The organism is Desulfosarcina ovata subsp. ovata (genome assembly GCF_009689005.1).
GTDB lineage: Bacteria > Desulfobacterota > Desulfobacteria > Desulfobacterales > Desulfosarcinaceae > Desulfosarcina > Desulfosarcina ovata.
Genome location: NZ_AP021879.1, coordinates 6070319 through 6088981 on the forward strand (window position 1 = coordinate 6070319; position 18663 = coordinate 6088981).

General features: G+C 57.6%; 15 protein-coding genes and 1 riboswitch. Of the genes, 12 read left to right on the forward strand and 3 right to left on the reverse strand.

Translation table 11 applies throughout. The features are described 5' to 3' along the window. Window positions 1–30: 30 nt before the first annotated feature. The 3 genes from GN112_RS26655 to GN112_RS26665 all read right to left on the reverse strand — a co-directional run bounded on the left by GN112_RS26655 (window position 31) and on the right by GN112_RS26665 (window position 6470). Window positions 31–1278 carry a type I glyceraldehyde-3-phosphate dehydrogenase gene (locus GN112_RS26655; RefSeq protein WP_231713957.1) on the reverse strand — a complete coding sequence of 416 codons (1248 nt, stop codon included), beginning with the start codon at window positions 1276–1278 and terminating at the stop codon, window positions 31–33. Continuing rightward, window positions 1279–5454, reverse strand: coding sequence for a PEP/pyruvate-binding domain-containing protein (locus GN112_RS26660; RefSeq protein WP_155312941.1), 4176 nt, complete (start codon window positions 5452–5454; stop codon window positions 1279–1281). A 221-nt stretch (window positions 5455–5675) separates the two neighbouring features. Next, the gene (locus GN112_RS26665) at window positions 5676–6470 is read right to left on the reverse strand and encodes an IclR family transcriptional regulator (protein ID WP_155312942.1); all 795 of its coding nucleotides are present in this window, start codon (window positions 6468–6470) and stop codon (window positions 5676–5678) included. Between the two features lie 151 nt (window positions 6471–6621). On the opposite strand from GN112_RS26665, the gene GN112_RS26670 reads away from it, so the two are divergent. The 12 genes from GN112_RS26670 (at window position 6622) to GN112_RS26725 (ending at window position 18577) form a co-directional block, all read left to right on the forward strand. Beyond that, the gene (locus GN112_RS26670; RefSeq protein ID WP_155312943.1) at window positions 6622–8964 is read left to right on the forward strand and encodes a hypothetical protein; all 2343 of its coding nucleotides are present in this window, start codon (window positions 6622–6624) and stop codon (window positions 8962–8964) included. Window positions 8965–9161: 197 nt separating this feature from the next. After that, window positions 9162–10016, forward strand: a complete 855-nt coding sequence (locus GN112_RS26675; protein WP_155312944.1) for an ATP-binding protein — start codon at window positions 9162–9164, stop codon at window positions 10014–10016. Continuing rightward, window positions 10013–10888 (forward strand): ATP-binding protein, encoded by an 876-nt coding sequence (locus GN112_RS26680; RefSeq protein ID WP_155312945.1) that lies wholly within the window; start codon window positions 10013–10015, stop codon window positions 10886–10888. Before GN112_RS26675 ends, GN112_RS26680 begins: the two co-directional genes overlap by 4 nt. 34 nt (window positions 10889–10922) lie before the next feature. After that, on the forward strand, window positions 10923–11309 hold the full coding sequence (locus tag GN112_RS26685; RefSeq protein WP_155312946.1) for a NifB/NifX family molybdenum-iron cluster-binding protein: 387 nt from the start codon (window positions 10923–10925) through the stop codon (window positions 11307–11309). Between the two features lie 25 nt (window positions 11310–11334). Then, a complete protein-coding gene (locus GN112_RS26690) occupies window positions 11335–11694 on the forward strand; it encodes a NifB/NifX family molybdenum-iron cluster-binding protein (RefSeq protein WP_155312947.1) in 360 nt (119 codons plus the stop codon). Between the two features lie 90 nt (window positions 11695–11784). Continuing rightward, window positions 11785–11964 (forward strand): hypothetical protein, encoded by a 180-nt coding sequence (locus tag GN112_RS26695; RefSeq protein ID WP_155312948.1) that lies wholly within the window; start codon window positions 11785–11787, stop codon window positions 11962–11964. Window positions 11965–12204: 240 nt separating this feature from the next. Next, window positions 12205–12858, forward strand: coding sequence for a hypothetical protein (locus GN112_RS26700; RefSeq protein WP_155312949.1), 654 nt, complete (start codon window positions 12205–12207; stop codon window positions 12856–12858). Further along, window positions 12846–13652, forward strand: coding sequence for an FRG domain-containing protein (locus tag GN112_RS26705; protein WP_155312950.1), 807 nt, complete (start codon window positions 12846–12848; stop codon window positions 13650–13652). Before GN112_RS26700 ends, GN112_RS26705 begins: the two co-directional genes overlap by 13 nt. Window positions 13653–13868: 216 nt before the next feature. After that, on the forward strand, window positions 13869–14165 hold the full coding sequence (locus GN112_RS26710) for an antibiotic biosynthesis monooxygenase family protein (protein ID WP_155312951.1): 297 nt from the start codon (window positions 13869–13871) through the stop codon (window positions 14163–14165). A 190-nt stretch (window positions 14166–14355) separates the two neighbouring features. Continuing rightward, complete coding sequence (locus GN112_RS26715; RefSeq protein WP_197743415.1) at window positions 14356–15423, forward strand: LOG family protein; 1068 nt, start codon at window positions 14356–14358, stop codon at window positions 15421–15423. Between the two features lie 318 nt (window positions 15424–15741). Continuing rightward, a complete protein-coding gene (locus GN112_RS26720) occupies window positions 15742–17499 on the forward strand; it encodes a S8 family peptidase (RefSeq protein ID WP_155312952.1) in 1758 nt (585 codons plus the stop codon). Window positions 17500–17615: 116 nt separating this feature from the next. After that, a riboswitch (cyclic di-GMP riboswitch) is annotated at window positions 17616–17690 on the forward strand. Window positions 17691–17818: 128 nt separating this feature from the next. After that, the gene (locus GN112_RS26725; RefSeq protein ID WP_197743416.1) at window positions 17819–18577 is read left to right on the forward strand and encodes a VPLPA-CTERM sorting domain-containing protein; all 759 of its coding nucleotides are present in this window, start codon (window positions 17819–17821) and stop codon (window positions 18575–18577) included. The last annotated feature ends 86 nt before the right edge of the window (window positions 18578–18663 follow it).

An 18663-nucleotide genomic window follows, 5' to 3' on the forward strand; every position in this document is an offset into this window, starting at 1 on the left:
GTTTCGCCTTTTCACGCCCCTGTCGAATGGCTACATGTTTTCAGCGATGCTGATTGTGCGGTCGCCGAGCATATTGACATAGCTGCCCATCTCGTTGTCGTACCAGCCGTAGATCACCGCCTGGCTGACCGGTGCGCGGACCACCGTGTCCGGCAGGCTCTTCAGGATCTCCTTGGAAAACCCAGGCACGCCGGCCAGGTCCAGGCTCAGGTCGGCCGTGCGGGTATGGGTCTCGTCCCCTTCAATGACGGCCGCCGCTTTGGGAGCGCCGAGAATATCTCCGGAGACGTTCTGTTTTTGGGTGAATTGCAGATACCGGTTGGGGTCCAGCTGGGCAGCCTGTTCGTAAACGCTGTTGATCACATGGCGGCGAACCGGCTCTTCGGACGGGCTTTCCTGGATGCTGAGTACCAGGATGATCAGGGAGCCGGAGCTGACCGGCACCCTGACCGACTCGGCGATGAAGCCGATGCTTTCCATTTCAGGGATCACCAGTCGCAGGGCCTTGGCCGCCCCCGTGGAGGTCAGGATGATGTTGTTGAGGATCGAGCGGTTTTTTCTCAGGTCGGTCTTGCCGGCCTTGGGCAGCCGGTCGAGCACCTGCTGGGAGCCGGTGGCCGCGTGAACCGTGGCCATGGAGGCCGAGAGGATCCGTTTGGCCCCGAACGCGTTGAGCAGCGGCTTCATCATGTGGGCCAGGCAGGTGGTCGTACATGAGGCATTGGAGATGATCCGGTGGCGTTTGGGATCGTAGTCGTTGGCATTGACTCCCATTACCGTGGTGATGGCATCCTCGGGCATGGGGGCGCCCTCATGTTTGATCTTAAATGGGGCGGAGACCACCACTTTTTCGGCGCCGGCTTCCAGGTGGCCCCTCACCGAACCCTTGGGCGTGTCGGCGGGCAGGCTCGGATCAAGAAACTGTCCGGTGGTGTCCACCACCAGACGCACGTCGTGGGCTTTCCAGTCAATGGCCTGGGGGATGCGCGCCTCCCTCAGAAACCGCACGGTCACCCCGTTGATTTCCATGGTGCCGGCACCTTCGTCGACATTGTGGATGACCGGCTCCGCGCGGAAGCCGTGCAGGAAGGTGTGCAGGGCGCCATAGGTGGAGTCCCGTTCCAGGTAGTGGGCGATGTCCACCAGTCCGGTACCGGCCTGGCGACCGATATTGACCACGATTTCGTTAAAGTAGCGCCGGCCCACATGGTTCCAGACGGTCAGTTTGCCGATGCGGCCGAGGCCGTTGATGCCGATTTTCATCTTGCCTTCATTCATTCAAGCCTCCCTGATCTTCATGATTCCTTGATAAACCGATCCCTCCCGACCGTCAATGCTTATGTGGTCCCCCGAACGGATCACCACCTGGTTGAAACGGGCGATTTTTTCCTTTTCGCTGCACTCCAGGCTGCCGCATCCCACCACGCAGGTTTTGCCCAACCGGTGGGCGACCACCGAGGCATGGGAGGTGAGACCGCCCCTGGCGGTGAGCAGGCCGTCAGCGGCGTGGATCTCCTTGATGTCGTCGGGGACCGTGTCGCCGCGGATCAGGATCAGCGCCGAACCGGTTTCCGCTTCGCGCCAGTAATCGATCTCCTCCAGGGAGAATACCGCCCGTCCGCTCATGGCACCGCCGGCCACGCCGATGCCGTGCCCCAGGTAGTTCTCCGGGTCGCTGTTGATGTCGAAAGCGAGGACGGCCTTACGCTCGCGAATGGCCATGTCACGGGTCTGCAGCAGATAGAGGTTGTCCGCCGAGGGGCCATCGAAGGTGAACTCCATCTCCTGGGGGCTCCAGCCTTTTTTATAGATCAGCGTGGCCGCCCATTTGCGGATGGCCGCATAGATGGCCGGGTAATGGGTTTCCAGGGTAATATCCGTATCGCGCATCTCGATCTCCTGCTGTTTGACCGAAATGGGCAGGGTGCGCACCAGGCCGGCCACCACATCCTCGCCCTGGTTTTCCAGGGTGAAGTCGCCCCACGGACTCAGCGTGTCACCGGACCAGCGGGGGTTGTGGGTGAAAAAGACGCCCGATCCCGCCTGATGCGAGATGTTGCCGAAGACCATTTCCTGGACGGTGACGGCGGTGCCCCAGTCATCGGAAATACCCATGATCTTGCGGTAGGTCTGGGCCCGGTGGGATTCCCAGGAGGCGAACACCGCGTTGATGGTCATAAAGAGCTGGTCAAGGGGATCCTCGGGAATCTCCACGCCATTGTCCTGGATTCGCTTTTTGTAGGCCAGGGCTACCATTTTCATCTGCTGGCCGGTGAATCCCTTTTTCAGCGGGATGCCCAGCTTAGCCTTGAATTCGGCGATGATGGCGTCAAAATCGTCACGCTCCAGCCCGAAGGCCATGCCGTAGCATTGCAGGAAGCGACGGTAATTGTCCCAGGCGAACCAGGGATTGTCCATTTTGTGGGCCAGGCCGGTGGCGATCTTCTCGTTGATACCCACGTCCAGGAAGGTCTCCATCATTCCGGGCTGGGAGATGGAGGCTCCGCTGCGTACCGAAAAGATAAGCGGATTGGTGGGGTCTCCAAATCGCTTGCCGGTGATCTTCTGCATGTGCGTGATGTGCCGGCGGACCTGCTGGCGGAAGTTTTTGTTGACCGGGGCGAAACCGTCGATCAGTCCCCGGCAGCGGAAGGCCTCGGTGGTCACGATGAATCCCGGCGGCACGGGCAGGCCCAGGTTTTTCAGCTTGAGCAGGTTGAGACCTTTGTTGCCCATGTAGATGATGCCCACGGCATTGTCGTTGACCTGGTCCAGGCCGGTGATGATCCGTTGGGGATCGAAATTGAGCAGCAGGTGGAGCTTGTCCTTGGGCAGCATGCTGGACTGGTGGAAAAGGGTGTTGAGGATGCGGGTCAGGAACAGGTCCAGCTGCTGGAGCCCCAGGGAGGTGGCGATGCGGTCGCGGAAAAAGATTTCGGAGATGCGATGTTTGAGCTTTTCCGTATCCACACCGGACTCCCGGGGGAGGTACTTTTCCATAATTCGGTCGATGGGCATCTGGGCCAGGATGCGGGTCAGGTTCTGACCATGGATGTTGTTGAAATAGTCATTGATGATATTCTTGACGGCGACGGCGAAGCCTTTGAAAATATCCAGGTACTGGGTGAAGGTGAACCCTCTTACCTCCAGGGCGTGGGCCAGCAGATCGAGCTGACGTTCCAGTTCCACCGAATAGATGCCGTCCAGGCGCAGGGCCTTGTCGAACAGGGTCAGCCGGTCGTAGATGTCGTGAAAGGTGGCCCGGGTGATCAGCCCCAGATTGATCTGGTCGACCAGTTCCTCGAAAAGCACGTTGACCAGGGACTCGATGCGGAAAGTCAGGCCCAGGGCATCGAATTTGCGTTCGTGGTAGCTGCCGTACATGGAGGGGATGTCGATGGTGATGTGGCGTTTCTTATAGATGTCGGCGCGGATTTCGAAACTTTCCTCCGAGACGATCACCTCCTTGAGGTGCTGGAGGTACTCCATCAGCATGAACAGACGCGTTTTGAGGTCCGGTTCATCCAAGGCGGCCTGCAGATGGTCCAGATCGGGGAAGGACTCCCTGTCCAGCTGATCCATGTGGTGACGCAGGGATTTATAGTCCAGCTGGTATTTGTGGTAGAGCAGTTTGTAGAATGCGGCGATCAGCGCGACGCGTTCGGTATCGATGGGATCCTTGCCGGACACGTCGGCGAGCATTGCCCGGATGCGTCCGTCGTCGGTTTCGAGGAGTTCGGCGGGCAGCTCCAGCCCTTTTTTCTCCAGGCCGGTGATCAGCCGGTTGACGCCGTCGATATAGCGCCCGCTGACATTGATCTGTTCATAAATGTCGGGTGGGACAAAGGGCTGGAGGGGTGCTTTGTCGCGGGTCTGCCAGAAATGCAAGACCGCTTCCATAAAGCGAATGATGCGGTTGGAGCTTTCTACATGGCTCTGCTTACGCAGGAAATGAATCAGAATATCCCGCCGGTGGGTGATCTCATCCAGATGGGTGGAGATATCGCGCAGCTGGCCTTCGGCACCGATATCGTTGAAATAGGCCGGGAAGAGGCGGGTCAGCTGCTTGGCCAGGTTGAAGACCGGTCCGATACGGCTGTTGAGAAAGCGGGTGATGTCCATGGGAAACAGGTCGGTATCCTTGATGAAGATGCCGGCCAGGGCGATTTCGATAATCAGGCAGGAGAGCAGCCTTGACGACCAGATGGGTTTGCATTCGATCAACTCCAGCCAGGTCCGGATGTTCTGCAGGTGGGCGGTGTTGACCTGGATCTGCCAGTCATTGCCCACGCCGCCGAGCATGGGGGTCTGGAATCCTAGGTCGACCATTTGATCAATGAAGAAATTCACCAGATCGATTTCATCGGTCTGGTAGACCGCCTGCCCCATATTGAGCGCACAGGTCAGGGTGGTGGCCGGGAACTGCACCGTCTGGGTTTTGAGGATCTTAAAGGTTTTTTCGATCAATTCACCGACGTTGCGGTAACTTTCATTCTCGATCAGCCAGCCCACGGTGCGGTTGATGTCCCGCAGGACCTCCTCGTGGACCAGGTTGAGTCCGGATATGCCCATGATGTGAAAGAGAAAAATGACTTTCCAGCCGTTGCCCTGGCTTTTGTTGTTTCCGCTTTCCAGCAGGATTTGGGGCATCTTGCGATATCGTTCGACGATGGTGCCGAAGTCGGTCAGCGCCAGCAGTTGCTCGAAAATGGCCTGGGCATCGGCGCCGGGCTGGTTTTCAATCTCCTGCAGCCGATTTTTCAGGTCGTTGAGGACCGCATGGGAGATCGTTCCGAAACAGGCCTTCACCCGGTCGGGTTCCGGAAGGTCGCCGGCGGCGGCCTGAAAACTCTCCCAGGGATCTTTCAGGCTGAGCCAGAAGTCGTAGGTGGCCCGGAAGGCCCGGGTCATGAGCCGATTCAGTCCCTGATAATCGTCGATGATGCCGCTGCCGCGTTCGCCGAACTGCTGGACAATTCGCTTGAGCGGATAAAAACTTTTCACAAAGAGAAAAAAGTGCTCGTCCGGGCAATCGTGAATCCGCCTGAAGGCCTTTTCCAGAACCGGGATAAAATCGGCCAGCCGTTCGCGTGCATTGGCGATAATTTCCTGAAGATAGCGCAATAGGTTGTCTACCGCTTCGACCCGAACACCGTCGTCAACATCCGCATCGATGACTTCGAGGAAAATATCCACCATGGCGGCGGTGGCTTCCACGCCCCGTTCATGGGCCTGAAACAGGTGAAAGTAGTCCAGCGCGTAGGTCCGGGCCTCGCCCACGATGAACTGCCAGTTGCGGTAGGGATGACTCAGTTCGCCCAGAAATGTGTTCACCCCTTCCATCAGACCGTAGTAACGGGACATGACCGCCTGGATGCATTCATAGCGGGCATCGATGGTGACGTCGACATAGGTGCTGGCCAGGTTGGCTTCAAGGGCTTTTGACTTGATCATGCGTATGGCTTTCTACGCCCATCCGGCCGTGACCCTGTGTTGGTGGATGGACACGTTATCATGGTTCCTCCAGACGTCCGCCAGTTCGATTCTTCGTCAAACTAACAGAGGGCAGCGGTCATTTCAAGCTGAGGCGTCGGGACGATGAAAAAAAGATGAGGTGACGAGCCGGGGAAAATCGGCCACTGGAACGGGAAAACGAAAGCACCGGAACGAACAGGTCAGTTTTTTTGGTGTCCCAGTTCGGTAGAAATGTCTGCCGCGGCCTGGCGAACCAGTTCCAAGGCATGGCTGACCTGCTTTGCATCGGTGTAGTCAGGAAAGGGGATGGCCGCCCCCAAAGCGGCAACCACTTTGCCGGATACATCCCGGACCGGCGCAGCGATTCCCAGGATTCCCGGATGGGCCTCACCGGTTTCGATGACATAGTCCTGCCTGCGAATATCGGCCAGGCGCTGGTAAAACCGTTCCGGATCGGTGATGCTTTCGGGGGTATGGGCTTCGAGCGGATAGACCGTCAGAAGTTCCTGAACTTTTTCCATGGGCATATCGGCCATCAGGACCTGCCCCAACATACCGAAATGGAGCGGCCGCTGCTCCCCGACGGAAGAGGAGATTTTGATCCAGCCGGTTCCCTCGCGTTTGTCCACATAAACCAGGTGGTCCTCCAGGCATTGGCCCAACAGGACATTCAAACCGGTTTGGTCCCGCAATCGCTCGATATGGTTTTCCGCCGCTTTGCGGACCGAGAAACCGGCGTGGACCACACTGCCCAGTTCAAAAAGGCGCAAACCCAGCTCATAGATCTTGGTCTGTGGATCCTGTTTGAGATAGCCGCGGTCGGTCAGGTTGGAGAGCAGACGTTTGGCCGTGGTTTTTTTAAGGCCGGTATGCGTAACCACATCGGAAAGATTCAATTTTCGTTGCTGAAAGGTAAACAGGTCAACGATATCCAGCGCCCGATCCAGCGCCTGAACGTGGTAGATGGATTTTTTTTTATTGGTATTTTGTTCCATATAATGAACCCTGCGTTCCCAGGCTATGGGACAAGTGTCGCCCTGTCAAGAGATAACTTGTACCCATTTGCATGAAATTGTGGTAGTTAACGAATGTGTTCTGGAATCATGGGGTTGGCACCTATTTCAGGCTTTTTGCAGGCTGTCGGGAGTGGGTGATTTAAATGTCGACGGCGTCGGCAAGACCGGGGACCGTCCCCCAAAACATCGTCAATGGGCACCGCTTCACGCCATCCGGGTTAACGTCATGACTGAAAAAGAGATATACCTCGATGATGCTGCGCAGCAGCTGTTCGCGCAGTTGGAGGGGATCGAGGAACATAAAAAAGGCCGAACGGCCGCGGAGATGATGGCCGACAGCCTGGTCGCGGAACAGAAACAGCAGGATGTCTGGCGGATCCTGCTATGCGAAATCGTCCAGCATATTGCCGCCTATCTGAAGCATCTGGATCTGGATGCCAACCCCGTTGAAGAACGTCAGACCTTTGACCAGCTTTCGGAAACCCTGGCTAAGCTTGCCCAGTTGTCCAATCCCACAGGACGGATTCTGGTCCGTTACCGGGGGCGTTCCGGTGGCAGCGACATCCCCGAACGGCTGGATTACGAGATCCTTTTCGGTAATATGGTGGTGGATTTCGACCTGGTGCCGACGATGATCAAGCGCCATGGAACCCTTCTGATCAACCTGATGACTCAGTTGCTGGATGCTTTCGGCATTTTTAGCGACCGCGGTATCAACAACCTTTACCTCAATTTGCCCAAAGGCGACCCGGAATCCCTGAAGCGGCTGCGCCTGAGCCTTCATCTGCTGTCCCGTCTTTATCAAGCCTCCGATAACCCGCACGAGCTTGTCCTGGGGGGCGGGCAAAAACAGGTGGTGCCGGTTGTTGCCGACGAGAAGGGTGATCCCAGTGTCAATCTGACCCTGGTGGCCGGTGTCAACCGGTTGAATGCCAAAACCATGCGCGGCCTGGTCGCCAAAGTGAATGCCTGGATCCAGAAAAAGGAAGCCTCGCAAGAGGGGTGCCGGTTTACCAGCGTTTACAATGCGATCTTCGGTCTGCCAAAAATCAGTGCCCAACTCATTCCGCCGCCGCTGGAGATCAACAACGTGGACTGGCTCATGCGCGAGGAGAGCGAGAAAGCCTTTTCCCGGGAGAAGGCCAAAGTGGCCCGCATTATCGCCAGCGTGGAAGCCTCTCCCGAAAAAGTGGCCAAAGTGATCAAAAGCGTTTACGGAGATGATTATCCCAAGATCAATTCCCGGCATCTGGAGGAACGCCTGGGGCTGTCTTCGAGCCTGCTCCAGACCATCGACAGCAAGCCGAGAAACGAGGATGCCCGGCGGGAGGTCCTGACCAACCTGCAAAAGCGCCTGGATACCGTCAGCGACGATGTCTTCGACAACCTCTACGCCAGCCGGTCGGCCAATGGTACGGCAGATGACGGTGGTACGCTTATTGGCACGGTCCACCGGCAGTTGTATAAAATGGTTTCCTTTTTCAAGGGGCGGTCCACCACCCGCAAAAAATTGACCGCCATGGTGAACGCGGCGATCCGGTTTGAAGACGCCGACTATGAAATCCTGGCCCGGGATTTCCGCATTGACATGGAAGAGGCGCGCCAGTTGGTGGAGACGCTCGGAAAGTGTTTCAACGAGAAAGGGCGCTTTGTTAAATCGGCATTTGTGGAAGGCCTGCCACGGTTTGCCCGCTACGAGAAGAAGATTTTCGAATTCCTCTGGCGGCATCTCAAAGATGTCATCGGTGCTGAGGATCGCACCGCCTTTCTCAATTCACTGCAGATCCTCACCGACCGAATGAAACAGCCCAAACGGGCCTTCAAGATTTTACTTGAAGATTTCCTCAAGGATCCCGAGGAGCTTCAGTTTTCGGATGCCAAGGCCCTGATATTGGGCAATCTGATCCTCCACGAATATGACAAGTCACTGGCGGATATTGAAATTACCCCCGAGGATATTATTTTTAGCCAGCGCGGTCTTGACGAGGAAGTGGCCCGTTATGCCGCGTGGCGGCTGGACCGCGACCAGGAACTTTTTTTTACCAAGGTCCGTACGGTTCACCAGGATTTGTGCGAAGCGCTCGAACTGGGGATGACCCGCAAACAGCGCATTCCGGCCAAGGATCTTCTGGGGCTGGAGCGGGAACTCTACATTTTTCTGTCCATGGTCGAAACCATCGTGGGACGGTCGGTTCTGCGCAGCGCGGTCAACGAATACGGCAGCCCGGAATCGGACCTCTACTTCCTGAAGGAGAGCGACCGGCTCATGTCCCATCTGCTGCAGAATCTGCGCATCGCCATCCGCGGGCTGGCACATATCGGACGGATGGAGTGCATTCCCGCTCTGGAAGCCGTCAAAGCCCGTGAGGAGATCTTTCAGCGCCTCAAGAAAACCAAGCTGCACCGGGATCAATCGCGAAAGATCACCGAGTGGGTCGATGAGGCGGTCAAGATCGTCAAGTTTCGCGCTTGAGAGCCACCCGTCCGATCCGATGGGGGTGCCTGCCGGCATCGAGTTATTTTGGGCTTGACCAAAAAATTGCTTGACCTCTTTTGGGCTTATGCTTATTTTCCGGCAAAGCTAACTGATTGGCGATTGATCAGGTCACCATGCAGGCGGTGGCTCCGGGAAGGAGACCGGCGGCCTGCTTTTTTGAGAGGATACAGCGTATGATTATCAGCATTGCCAGCGGGAAAGGCGGAACCGGCAAGACCACCGTCGCCACCAATCTGGCGGTTTGCGTGGATGGTCCGGTCCAACTGCTGGACTGTGACGTTGAGGAGCCCAACGCCCATTTGTTTTTGCAGCCGACTTTCCATGAGACGCGTACCATTACCACGCCGGTGCCGGATATTGATCTTGAAAAATGTGATGGATGCAAAAAGTGCATGCAGATTTGCCGATTCCGGGCGATTACCGTGATCGGTGATACGGTGCTGAGTTTTCCCGAACTGTGCCACAGTTGCGGCGGATGCACGGCGGTCTGCCCCCAGGGCGCCATCACTGAAACCGGTCGCGAACTGGGGGTGATGGAGTTCGGACAACGGGATGGTCTGGACTTTGTGCACGGACGCATGCGGGTCGGCGAAGCCATGGCCCCGCCCCTGATCCGCACCGTGCGCGGGGAGACCCAAAAGGACAAACTGGTGCTCATCGATGCACCACCAGGGACATCCTGCCCGGTGATTGCCGCCATGAAGGATACGGATTTCGTTCTTCTGGTCACCGAACCGACGCCTTTCGGCCTTCACGATCTCAAATTGGCTGTTGAAGCGGTGAAAATATTGAACATTCCCATGGGATTGGTTATCAACCGTGCCGACATGGGGGATGACCGGGTCAGGGCGTATGCCCAGCGCGAAGATGTTCCCATCCTGATGGAAATTCCCTACGACCGGCAGATCGCCGAAAGCTATTCCCGCGGGGAGCTGTTTGCCCTGGCCATCCCCCAATGGAAGGCCCGTTTCCGAGAATTGTACGACCATATCCAAACCTTGACCGGAAAGGGGGCCGAAAAAAGATGAAGGAACTGGTTATTCTGAGTGGAAAAGGGGGAACCGGCAAAACCAGCCTGACGGCATCTTTTGCCGCTCTGGCGGGTGGCTGTCTGCTTTGCGACGCCGACGTGGACGCGGCCGATCTGCATCTGCTCATGCAGCCCGACGTCAAGCAAACCACTGATTTCCAAGGCGGCGGCGTGGCGGCCATCGATCCTGATCGCTGTACCGCCTGCGGCACCTGTATCGATCTTTGCCGCTGGTCGGCGATCAGCGAGGATTTTGTGGTCGACGAGATCTCCTGTGAAGGTTGCGGGGTGTGCGTCGATTTCTGTCCGGAACAGGCCATTGATTTTCCGACCAAGACCTGTGGACAATGGTTTATTTCCGACACCCGCTTCGGCCCCATGGTGCATGCCCGCCTGGGGATTGCCGAAGAAAATTCCGGCAAGTTGGTGACCCTGGTGCGCAAGGAGGCCAAGACGCTGGCCGAAGCCAAGGGCATCGATCTCGTCATCACTGACGGCCCACCGGGAGTGGGTTGTCCGGTGATCGCCTCGGTGGGCGGTGCCACCAGTGTCGTGATCGTTGCCGAGCCCACGGTTTCCGGAATTCACGATATGGCCCGGGCCATCGAACTGTGCCAGCACTTCAAAGTGCCGGTGATGGTCTGTATCAATAAATATGACCTCAATCTGGAAAACAGTGCTACGATCGAGAAAATGGCGCGTGAAAGCGACCTGCCGGTAGTTGGCCGGGTTCCCTTTGATCCGGCGTTTACCCGGGCGATGGTGCAGGGCCTGACCTTGGTGGAGTTCGATGCCGAGGGCGATGCCGCCGCGCACCTGCGACAGGTCTGGAACACCATTATGCAAGTACCGGCCATGACGGCCGCTTAAACGACAACCGATTTGGAAAGGAGTACCACGTATCATGGAAAACGGAAGAATTGCAGTCCCTTCGATGGATTTGGGGGGGCTTGACGGAATGCGGGCCGGCCATTTTGGTCATTGTGACGTTTTTACCCTGATTGATGTGAAGGATGGGGCCATCGAGAAGGTTTCCACCCTTGCCAACGAAGCTCATGTGCAGGGCGGCTGCATGGTCCCGGTGAACCTTTTGGCATCCAACAGCGTCAACGCGCTGATCGTGGGGGGGATCGGCATGCGGCCGTTGGCGGGATTCCGCCAGGTCGGCATCGATGTTTACCATGACGACCAGCGTCCGCAGATCCGGCCGGTGGTGGAAGACCTGATTGCCGGCAAACTGGCCATGATCACCAACGACCAGGTGTGCGGCGGTGGCGGCGGCGCCAACTGATCATCAACCGAAGAAAGGCGAACCGATGAAGATTGCGGTAACATCCACAGGAACAGATCTGGACGCCCCGGTGGATCCCCGGTTCGGGCGGGCAGCCTATATACTGATTGTGGACAGCGATACCCTTGATGTGGAAGTGCTGGATAATGCGGAGAATGTCAATGCATTCAAGGGGGCCGGAATTCAGGCGGCCACCATGATCAGTGACAAAAAGGCGGACGTGTTGTTGACCGGATACTGCGGTCCCAATGCATTCAAGACCCTGGAAGCGGCGCAGATCCGGGTCGCCAGCGATGTCAGCGGGACCGTGCGCGAGGCTGTTGCGGCCGCGGCCGCCGATCAGCTGACGTTCTCGTCCGCACCCAATGCCGAGGGCCACTGGTAGCCCGACAGGCGATTTGATGTATGTGTAAACGGCAGTGCCCCCCGTCCATGGGGGCGAAACGGGCACTGCCGCCACCCAAGGAGGTGACCCATGCCAAACAAAGACGGAAGCGGCCCCTGTGGCAACCGGCCCGGTAAAGGGCAGGGGGGCTGTGGGGCCGGAAAAGGGTCCAAGGGCGGTGGTCGTGGCGGTGGAAAAGGACGCTGCGGTGGCCAGGGGGCCGGCGGTGCTGGGAAAAACAGCGCCGGTGGCTCGCCGGGTAAGGCATGATTCTCCTAATGACGGAAGAAATGCCGCCGACCATCGGTGAAGACGAGTAAGGACTTTCTCATTCCCATCAATCATGCAGTCTGCGGCGGCACCTTGAGACGATTCAGGAGGCGGTTTGTCTTCATCAACGGCCGGAACAATTTCAATCGTTGCTCATGTGTGCTGCCGCAATGACAAGTCTGTCTTTTTGTGACCTGGATCGCCTTTTTTCGTTTGTGTACCCCCTCGTGAGGCGATTGCATGGCCCTTTCCGCTACCCATCTCCGGTTCGCCGCAACCCTGCTCAGGTGGCTGCCCGTCACTGACCGGCCGGCCTATTTCTCCGGCACCCTCTATCCGGACAGCCGCTGGGTGAGCGGCCTTGCCCGTGAGAAGACCCATGCTGACCGGTTCCTCAATCCCGATTTTGCAGTGGATGATTTTTCCCTGGGGTGGCACGTTCACTGTGTCTGTGACCGGATCCAGGGGCAGATCCATCAGGACCTGCTCGGTGATCTGTCCATGTTAACCGATTCTGAGCGCTGGGTGCGGCTATCGGCCGCCAAGGTCATCCAGGATGGGTTTGATGCGGCCAAGGGTGACCTGGCGCAACAGCTGGCCCTTTTGGTCGATGGTTTGGCGCCCAACGGCGAACCCCCTGGATCTGTCGCGGACTATTTTGGGTTTGTTCGCCGCGCGTACCGTGGGTGCACAGCCAGGACGCCGGCCGACTATGCCCGCTTGTGGGCCGATGTGGGCCTTGACCCGACGATGATTACCCGGATCGAGGATGCGGTGGCGTGCATGCAGGCCAACCCGGTGCTTGTGGACGCGTTGGTGGCGAGTTTCGACCGCATGGTCTCCCGCTGGATCGAGCAATATGGGAACGATGGACGGGGAAAATGGTTCAGATAGAAAAACAATGCAACGATATCCGTGTGGAGAGCTGGTGCGAACTGTGCGATCGTCTCTACGATTATTCCTGGCAGGACACGCTGAAGCGGTTTCGCTCCAACTTTGCCTTCCGGGGGCTGTCGGACTGCAGCTACGATCTGAAGACCAGTTTTACCCGCCGCTGTGGAGCCAACTCCCACTTGGAGTATCACCTTTTGCGCAACTTCAGCAAATATGCCGAAGTGCCTTGGACCGGTGACAACGCCTCCAACTGGCGCTGGCTGACCGTTGCCCAGCATCACGGCCTGCCCACACGCCTGCTCGACTGGACCTATTCGCCGTTTGTCGCGGCCCATTTTGCCACGGCCGACACGGACCGTTTCGACAGTGACGGCGTCATCTGGTTTGCCGATTACGTGAAAATCAACAAGCTGCTGCCATCACCGCTGGCCGACGAACTGGTGGACCACGGTGCCAACGCGTTTACCCTTGAAATGCTCGAACATGCCCTGGGGGATATCAAAGGCTTCGATGCCCTCGGGGACGATCTGGTGCTTTTTTTCGAGCCGCCTTCCATCGACGGCCGCATCGTCAACCAATTTGCCTTTTTCTCGGTCATGTCCAGCCCGACGGCCAAACTGGACCAGTGGCTGTTGAAACACCCCGATCTTTTCGGGCGGATCGTCATTCCTAAGGCGCTGAAGTGGGAGATCCGGGACAAACTCGACCAAGCCAACATCACCGAACGAACCCTGTTTCCGGGGCTCGATGGGCTGGCTTCATGGCTCAAGCGCCATTACACCCCGCGGTCGTAACCGTTTGGGTGTGATATCCGTTTGACAATCTCAGGAGATCGGCTTTTAATGAGACTATAGCCCTTTTGCCGTCGCCCTTGCGCTACCGGTGACGTTCCATTTTACGGCTGAACCGCTTCCTACCCCGCCTGCTGTATGGTGCGCGAGCCGCATTCCCGGCGGTCGCTTTGGGCGAACCGGCATTGCCCACCCACCCGCAACCCAAAGGAGGCTTTCATGAGCGTTAAAGTTCTCATTACCCGCACGGTTCCCGCCGACAAGGGCAGGGATATGTTGCCACTCTTCCGGGAAATGCGATCATTGGCCACGGCCCAGGCCGGCTACATTTCCGGTGAGACCTTGAAAAGCCACGACCGGCCGGATGTTTTTCTGGTGATCAGTACCTGGGAATCCGCCGCTGACTGGGAAGCGTGGCTGCTGAGCAAGGAGCGCCAGGCCATTCAGGTAAAGATAGACGCCCTGCTGGGGGGAAAAACCCAGTATGAACTGTTCGACTATCGCCTGCGGGCCTGATCGTTGATCTGAACAACCTGATTGACCGGTCAACCCCAAAGCGGACAACCGTTTGGTCCTTTTTTTGCGCGGGATGGCATGACAATCCAGGAAAACCGCGTGGCAGGATTCCGGGTGTGCTTGCCAAGTGGATAATTACGCTTATTATTATGGGCCTACCCCATATCCCCCATGGAAAGGACCGACGGTGATGGCCGGGAGTGTCAACGATAAGTCGCGAAAAACTGTGGAACTGCATTTTGCGCATACCAACGGCCCGGTGGACGATGCCATCGACCAGCTGATGGACCGGGTGGGCGGTATCGCCCACCCGGATATTGTGCGCGAGATCATTCTTGCCGGGCTGAAGGCCGGTCAGGAGAACACCGGCCGTATGGACCTGAAGCTGATGAATACCTCCATGAAGGAGATGCGTTTCACGGCCAAGGTTTTCGGCCCCTACCGGTCCGTGCGCAAGGTGACCGTGTTTGGCTCGGCACGTGTTCGTGCCGGTGCCCCCTTGTACCAGATGGCCCATGACTTGGGGAAAAAGCTGGCCGAGGCCGGATTCATGGTGATCACCGGCGGCGGACCCGGTATCATGCAGGCTACCAACGAGGGGGCCGGCCCGGAGCACTCCTTCGGCGTCAACATCCGGCTGCCCTTCGAGCAGAAACCCAACCCCGTGCTGATCGGCAATCCCCGCTACATTACCTATAAATATTTTTTCAACCGTAAGGTCGCCTTTTTGAAGGAGGCCCATGCCGTGGTGCTTTTTCCCGGTGGTTTCGGTACCATGGACGAAGCCATGGAGTCCATCACCTTGCTGCAGACCGGCAAGCGCTACCCCTTGCCCCTGATTCTGGTCGATACGCCCGATGGCACCTATTGGGAACGGCTTTTCGGGTTTCTCGAAAAAGAGCTGTCTGCCCGCGGCTACATTTCCCGTGACGATTTCGGCTTTATCGATCGAGTCACCCGGCCCGAGGCGGCTGTCGAACGAATCCGCAACTTCTACTCCCGTTACCACAGCCTGCGCTACGTGGATGAGCAGTTGGTGATCCGCCTGGCAAGCCCCTTGACGGAAAGCGATCGCCAACGCCTGCAGGATGAATTCACCGACATCCTGACCCCCGGCGGTGCCATGCGCCTGTCCGGCGCGCTTGAGGAAGAGGAGAACGAGACGGAGCTGGCCCGTTTGCCCCGCCTGGTGGTGGATTTCAACAACCGGGATTTCGGCCGCCTGCGGCAATTGGTCAACGCCATCAACGCCTGCTGAGGGTGATGGGGGCGGGGGCATTCCCGCAAAAAATGGCGCTCCACCAGTTCCTTGAAGACCGGCGTGCCGGCGGCAGCACAGAATAAACACATTTCTTAAATACGCCGCTAACATAACGATGGTTTGCAGGACCATCCAATAAACGGGATGGTCGTATTTCTTCGCCTTTTGATGATGGGGACTTTGCTGCCCGGATACGGTAACAGAGAGCCTGAACATGGTGCCATGCACCATGCGCGGGCTTTTTTTATGGGCGGATGAAAGGAGACATCCCTGAATGAACGGATTTAAAATAGATTCAACACCGGAGGGCAGGAAATGAATTCGTGGCAACGGGTGCGAAGTGGGTCGTCCATTCTATGCGGGGTGCTGGCTGCCCTGGCCCTGATTATGATTAACGGCGTTGCAGCAGGAGAAATGGCCGACCCTCATCATGGATGGCTTTTTAATACCCCCAAAATCCATCAGCCGGAGACAATTGATGAGATATTGTCATCCGGCGATTCAACCGCCCGTGTGATTGTCCATTTTCAGGTGTCGGCCCTGGCCGATGGCCCTTCTCTTGCTACGATCCCACAGCGCGAAAAGGTGCGAAGTGAAATTCGATCCGTTCGCAGAACCGTCATCGATCGTTTCGGATCCGACAGCATAAAGGTGCAGCGAGAGTTTGATTACCTCCCTGCCATGGCGGTCACAGTGGACGCGGACGGGCTCCGGCGCCTGGCGGAAGATGCGGACATTGTAAGGATCGAGCCGGATCGTCTGCTAAAGGCGCATACCACCCAGGGCATCGCTTTGATGCAGGCCGCGGACCTGCGCAATGTCTATGGCGGTGAAGGCGTGGCCATTGCCATCTGCGATACCGGTATCGACTATACCCATTCGCGCCTCGGTGGCGGAACTTTTCCCAACGACAAGGTGATCGGCGGATACGACTTCGGCGATGGAGACGATGATCCCATGGACAGCAACGGCCACGGCACCCATTGTGCCGGCATTGCCGCCGGCGACACGCCCGCAAGCGGTGATTATGGCGGTGGCGTTGCGCCCGAGGCCCGCCTGTACGCCCTGAAGATTTCATCCGGCGCCTCCGGTAGCGCCAACATGTCGGACATGATTGCCGCCTGGCAATGGTGCATCACCCATCAGAACGACGATCCGGGCAACCCCATCCGCGTGATCAGCACCAGTTTCGGCGGTGGCGGATACACGGACACCTGCGACAGCATTGTCCCGGCCATGGCCCAGGCAGCGGCCAACGCCGTCAGTGCCGGTATCACCCTGCTGGCCTCTTCGGGAAATGACGGCTACTGCGACCAGATTGCCTGGCCGGCCTGTATCTCAGATGTCGTTTCGGTCGGAGCACTTTATGATGCCAGCCTCGGCGGTCTGGGATTTTGCGTGGACGCCTCCTCCTGCGCCGATCATCTGGAGAGCTGCGCCAGCTGTTCCACCGGTACCGTGGCCTGGGCCTATTCAACGGCAGCCGACCAGGTGGCGACCTACTCCAATGTTTCCGATTGCCTGGATCTGTTCGCCCCGTCCCACAATGCCACCACCACCGATATCGACGAGGGCTTTGTGGATGATTTCGGCGGCACATCGGCCGCCTGCCCCTATGCGGCCGGCCTGGTCGCGCTCATCCAAAGTGCGACAATGGAATCCACTGCAAGTTTTCTCACGCCAACCGAAGTCAAGGCGCGGCTCGTTGACTACGGTGACGACATTACCTATTCACCGGCCGACATCACCAAACCCCGGCCGAACTTGTATGCGACGGACATCGATGGCGATGGCATGCCCGCCGGTTGGGAGGCAGACTACTTTTCCGGCATCGAACGTGACGGCAGCGGCGACTATGACGATGACGGCCTCACTGACCTGGAAGAGTACCAGGCCGACACTCTGCCGGACGATGCGGATAGCGACGATGACGGGTATGACGATGGCGACGAGATGGCTGCCGGAACCGATCCGCTTTCCGCCACATCCTACCCGGTGGCGGTAGCGGCCCTTCAGCCGCCCATCCTGGTGCTGGCGGCGGTTTTGCTGGCCCTGATAATCGCCAACCGCTAGGAAAACGGCGGCAGGGCAAATAGTTCGGTGGCTGTCCAGAAAATGGATGGGCACGGAACAATGGTTTTCTAACCGATCGCTTATCAACCCCTAACAAATCGAAGGTAAAAAAAATGTCACGTTAAAGCCAAACCCCGGGCGACCGGGGGACGGAAAACCACGGGTCTCATTGAGATCGCCGGGTTGCCGAAACGGTAAACGAAGGGACCTTCGCTGACCGCCACGGCATCAGGAAGCCCGAACCATGAGCAGACGCTCCAGGTTCGGGCTTTTGTTTTGGCTCTTATACTAATTTTACTATGGAGAAAGGATGTTGAAAATGAAACGGATCGTATCTTTGTTGGCTGTCGTTTTAGTGGTTGGCGTGGTTACTACCGCTCAGGCGGATCTTATTGCCTACACCTCTTTCGAGGAACCCTCTACGGGCTTGCAGTACACGGATACCGGTGATGCGGGAACCGACCATGCCCTTGCCAGCAACAGCGGCGAGATGGTTGTGAATTACACCAGCACCGGCGGAGAGCTTGGCTTTTCAAGCTACTATACCAACACCCGCGGTGATGTCGGTCTGACGGATGGCGACTATGTGGGTGTTACAACTTACACGCCTACCACTTCAACATCATATACTGACGGTACCCAGGGCTTCGAGATGCAGGATGCAGACGGTATGATGACCCTCACCTTGGATACGGTCGATCTGACGGGTTACACGGACACCAGCGTCTCCCTGGACCTGTTCGTAGCGGAAACCGGTTGGGAAAGCACCAGCAGCGCTTTTGATATCATCCAGGCCTACCTTACCATGAACGATGGTACGGTAATCGACCTGCTGAACACCACGGGCAGCGACATCGACGACCTCGGCATCGAGGGGTACTGGATGACATTGACCGAAGATCTGAGCGGTTATACCAGCGCCACCCTCTCCATCTCACTGGATTCCAACGCTGCCACTGAGGCCATTTACGTCGATAACATTGCCTTTGAAGGTTCTCCCGTCCCCGTCCCCGCCGCCATCTGGCTGTTGGGCTCCGGCCTGCTGGGCCTGATCGGCATTCGAAGAAGAAACGCATAATCGAGAAACGTCTTTTATCCTCCTTACCCGATGGGCCGGCGGCCGTCCGCTTCCGCCGGCCCTTTTTTTACAACCCTACAAAAAAC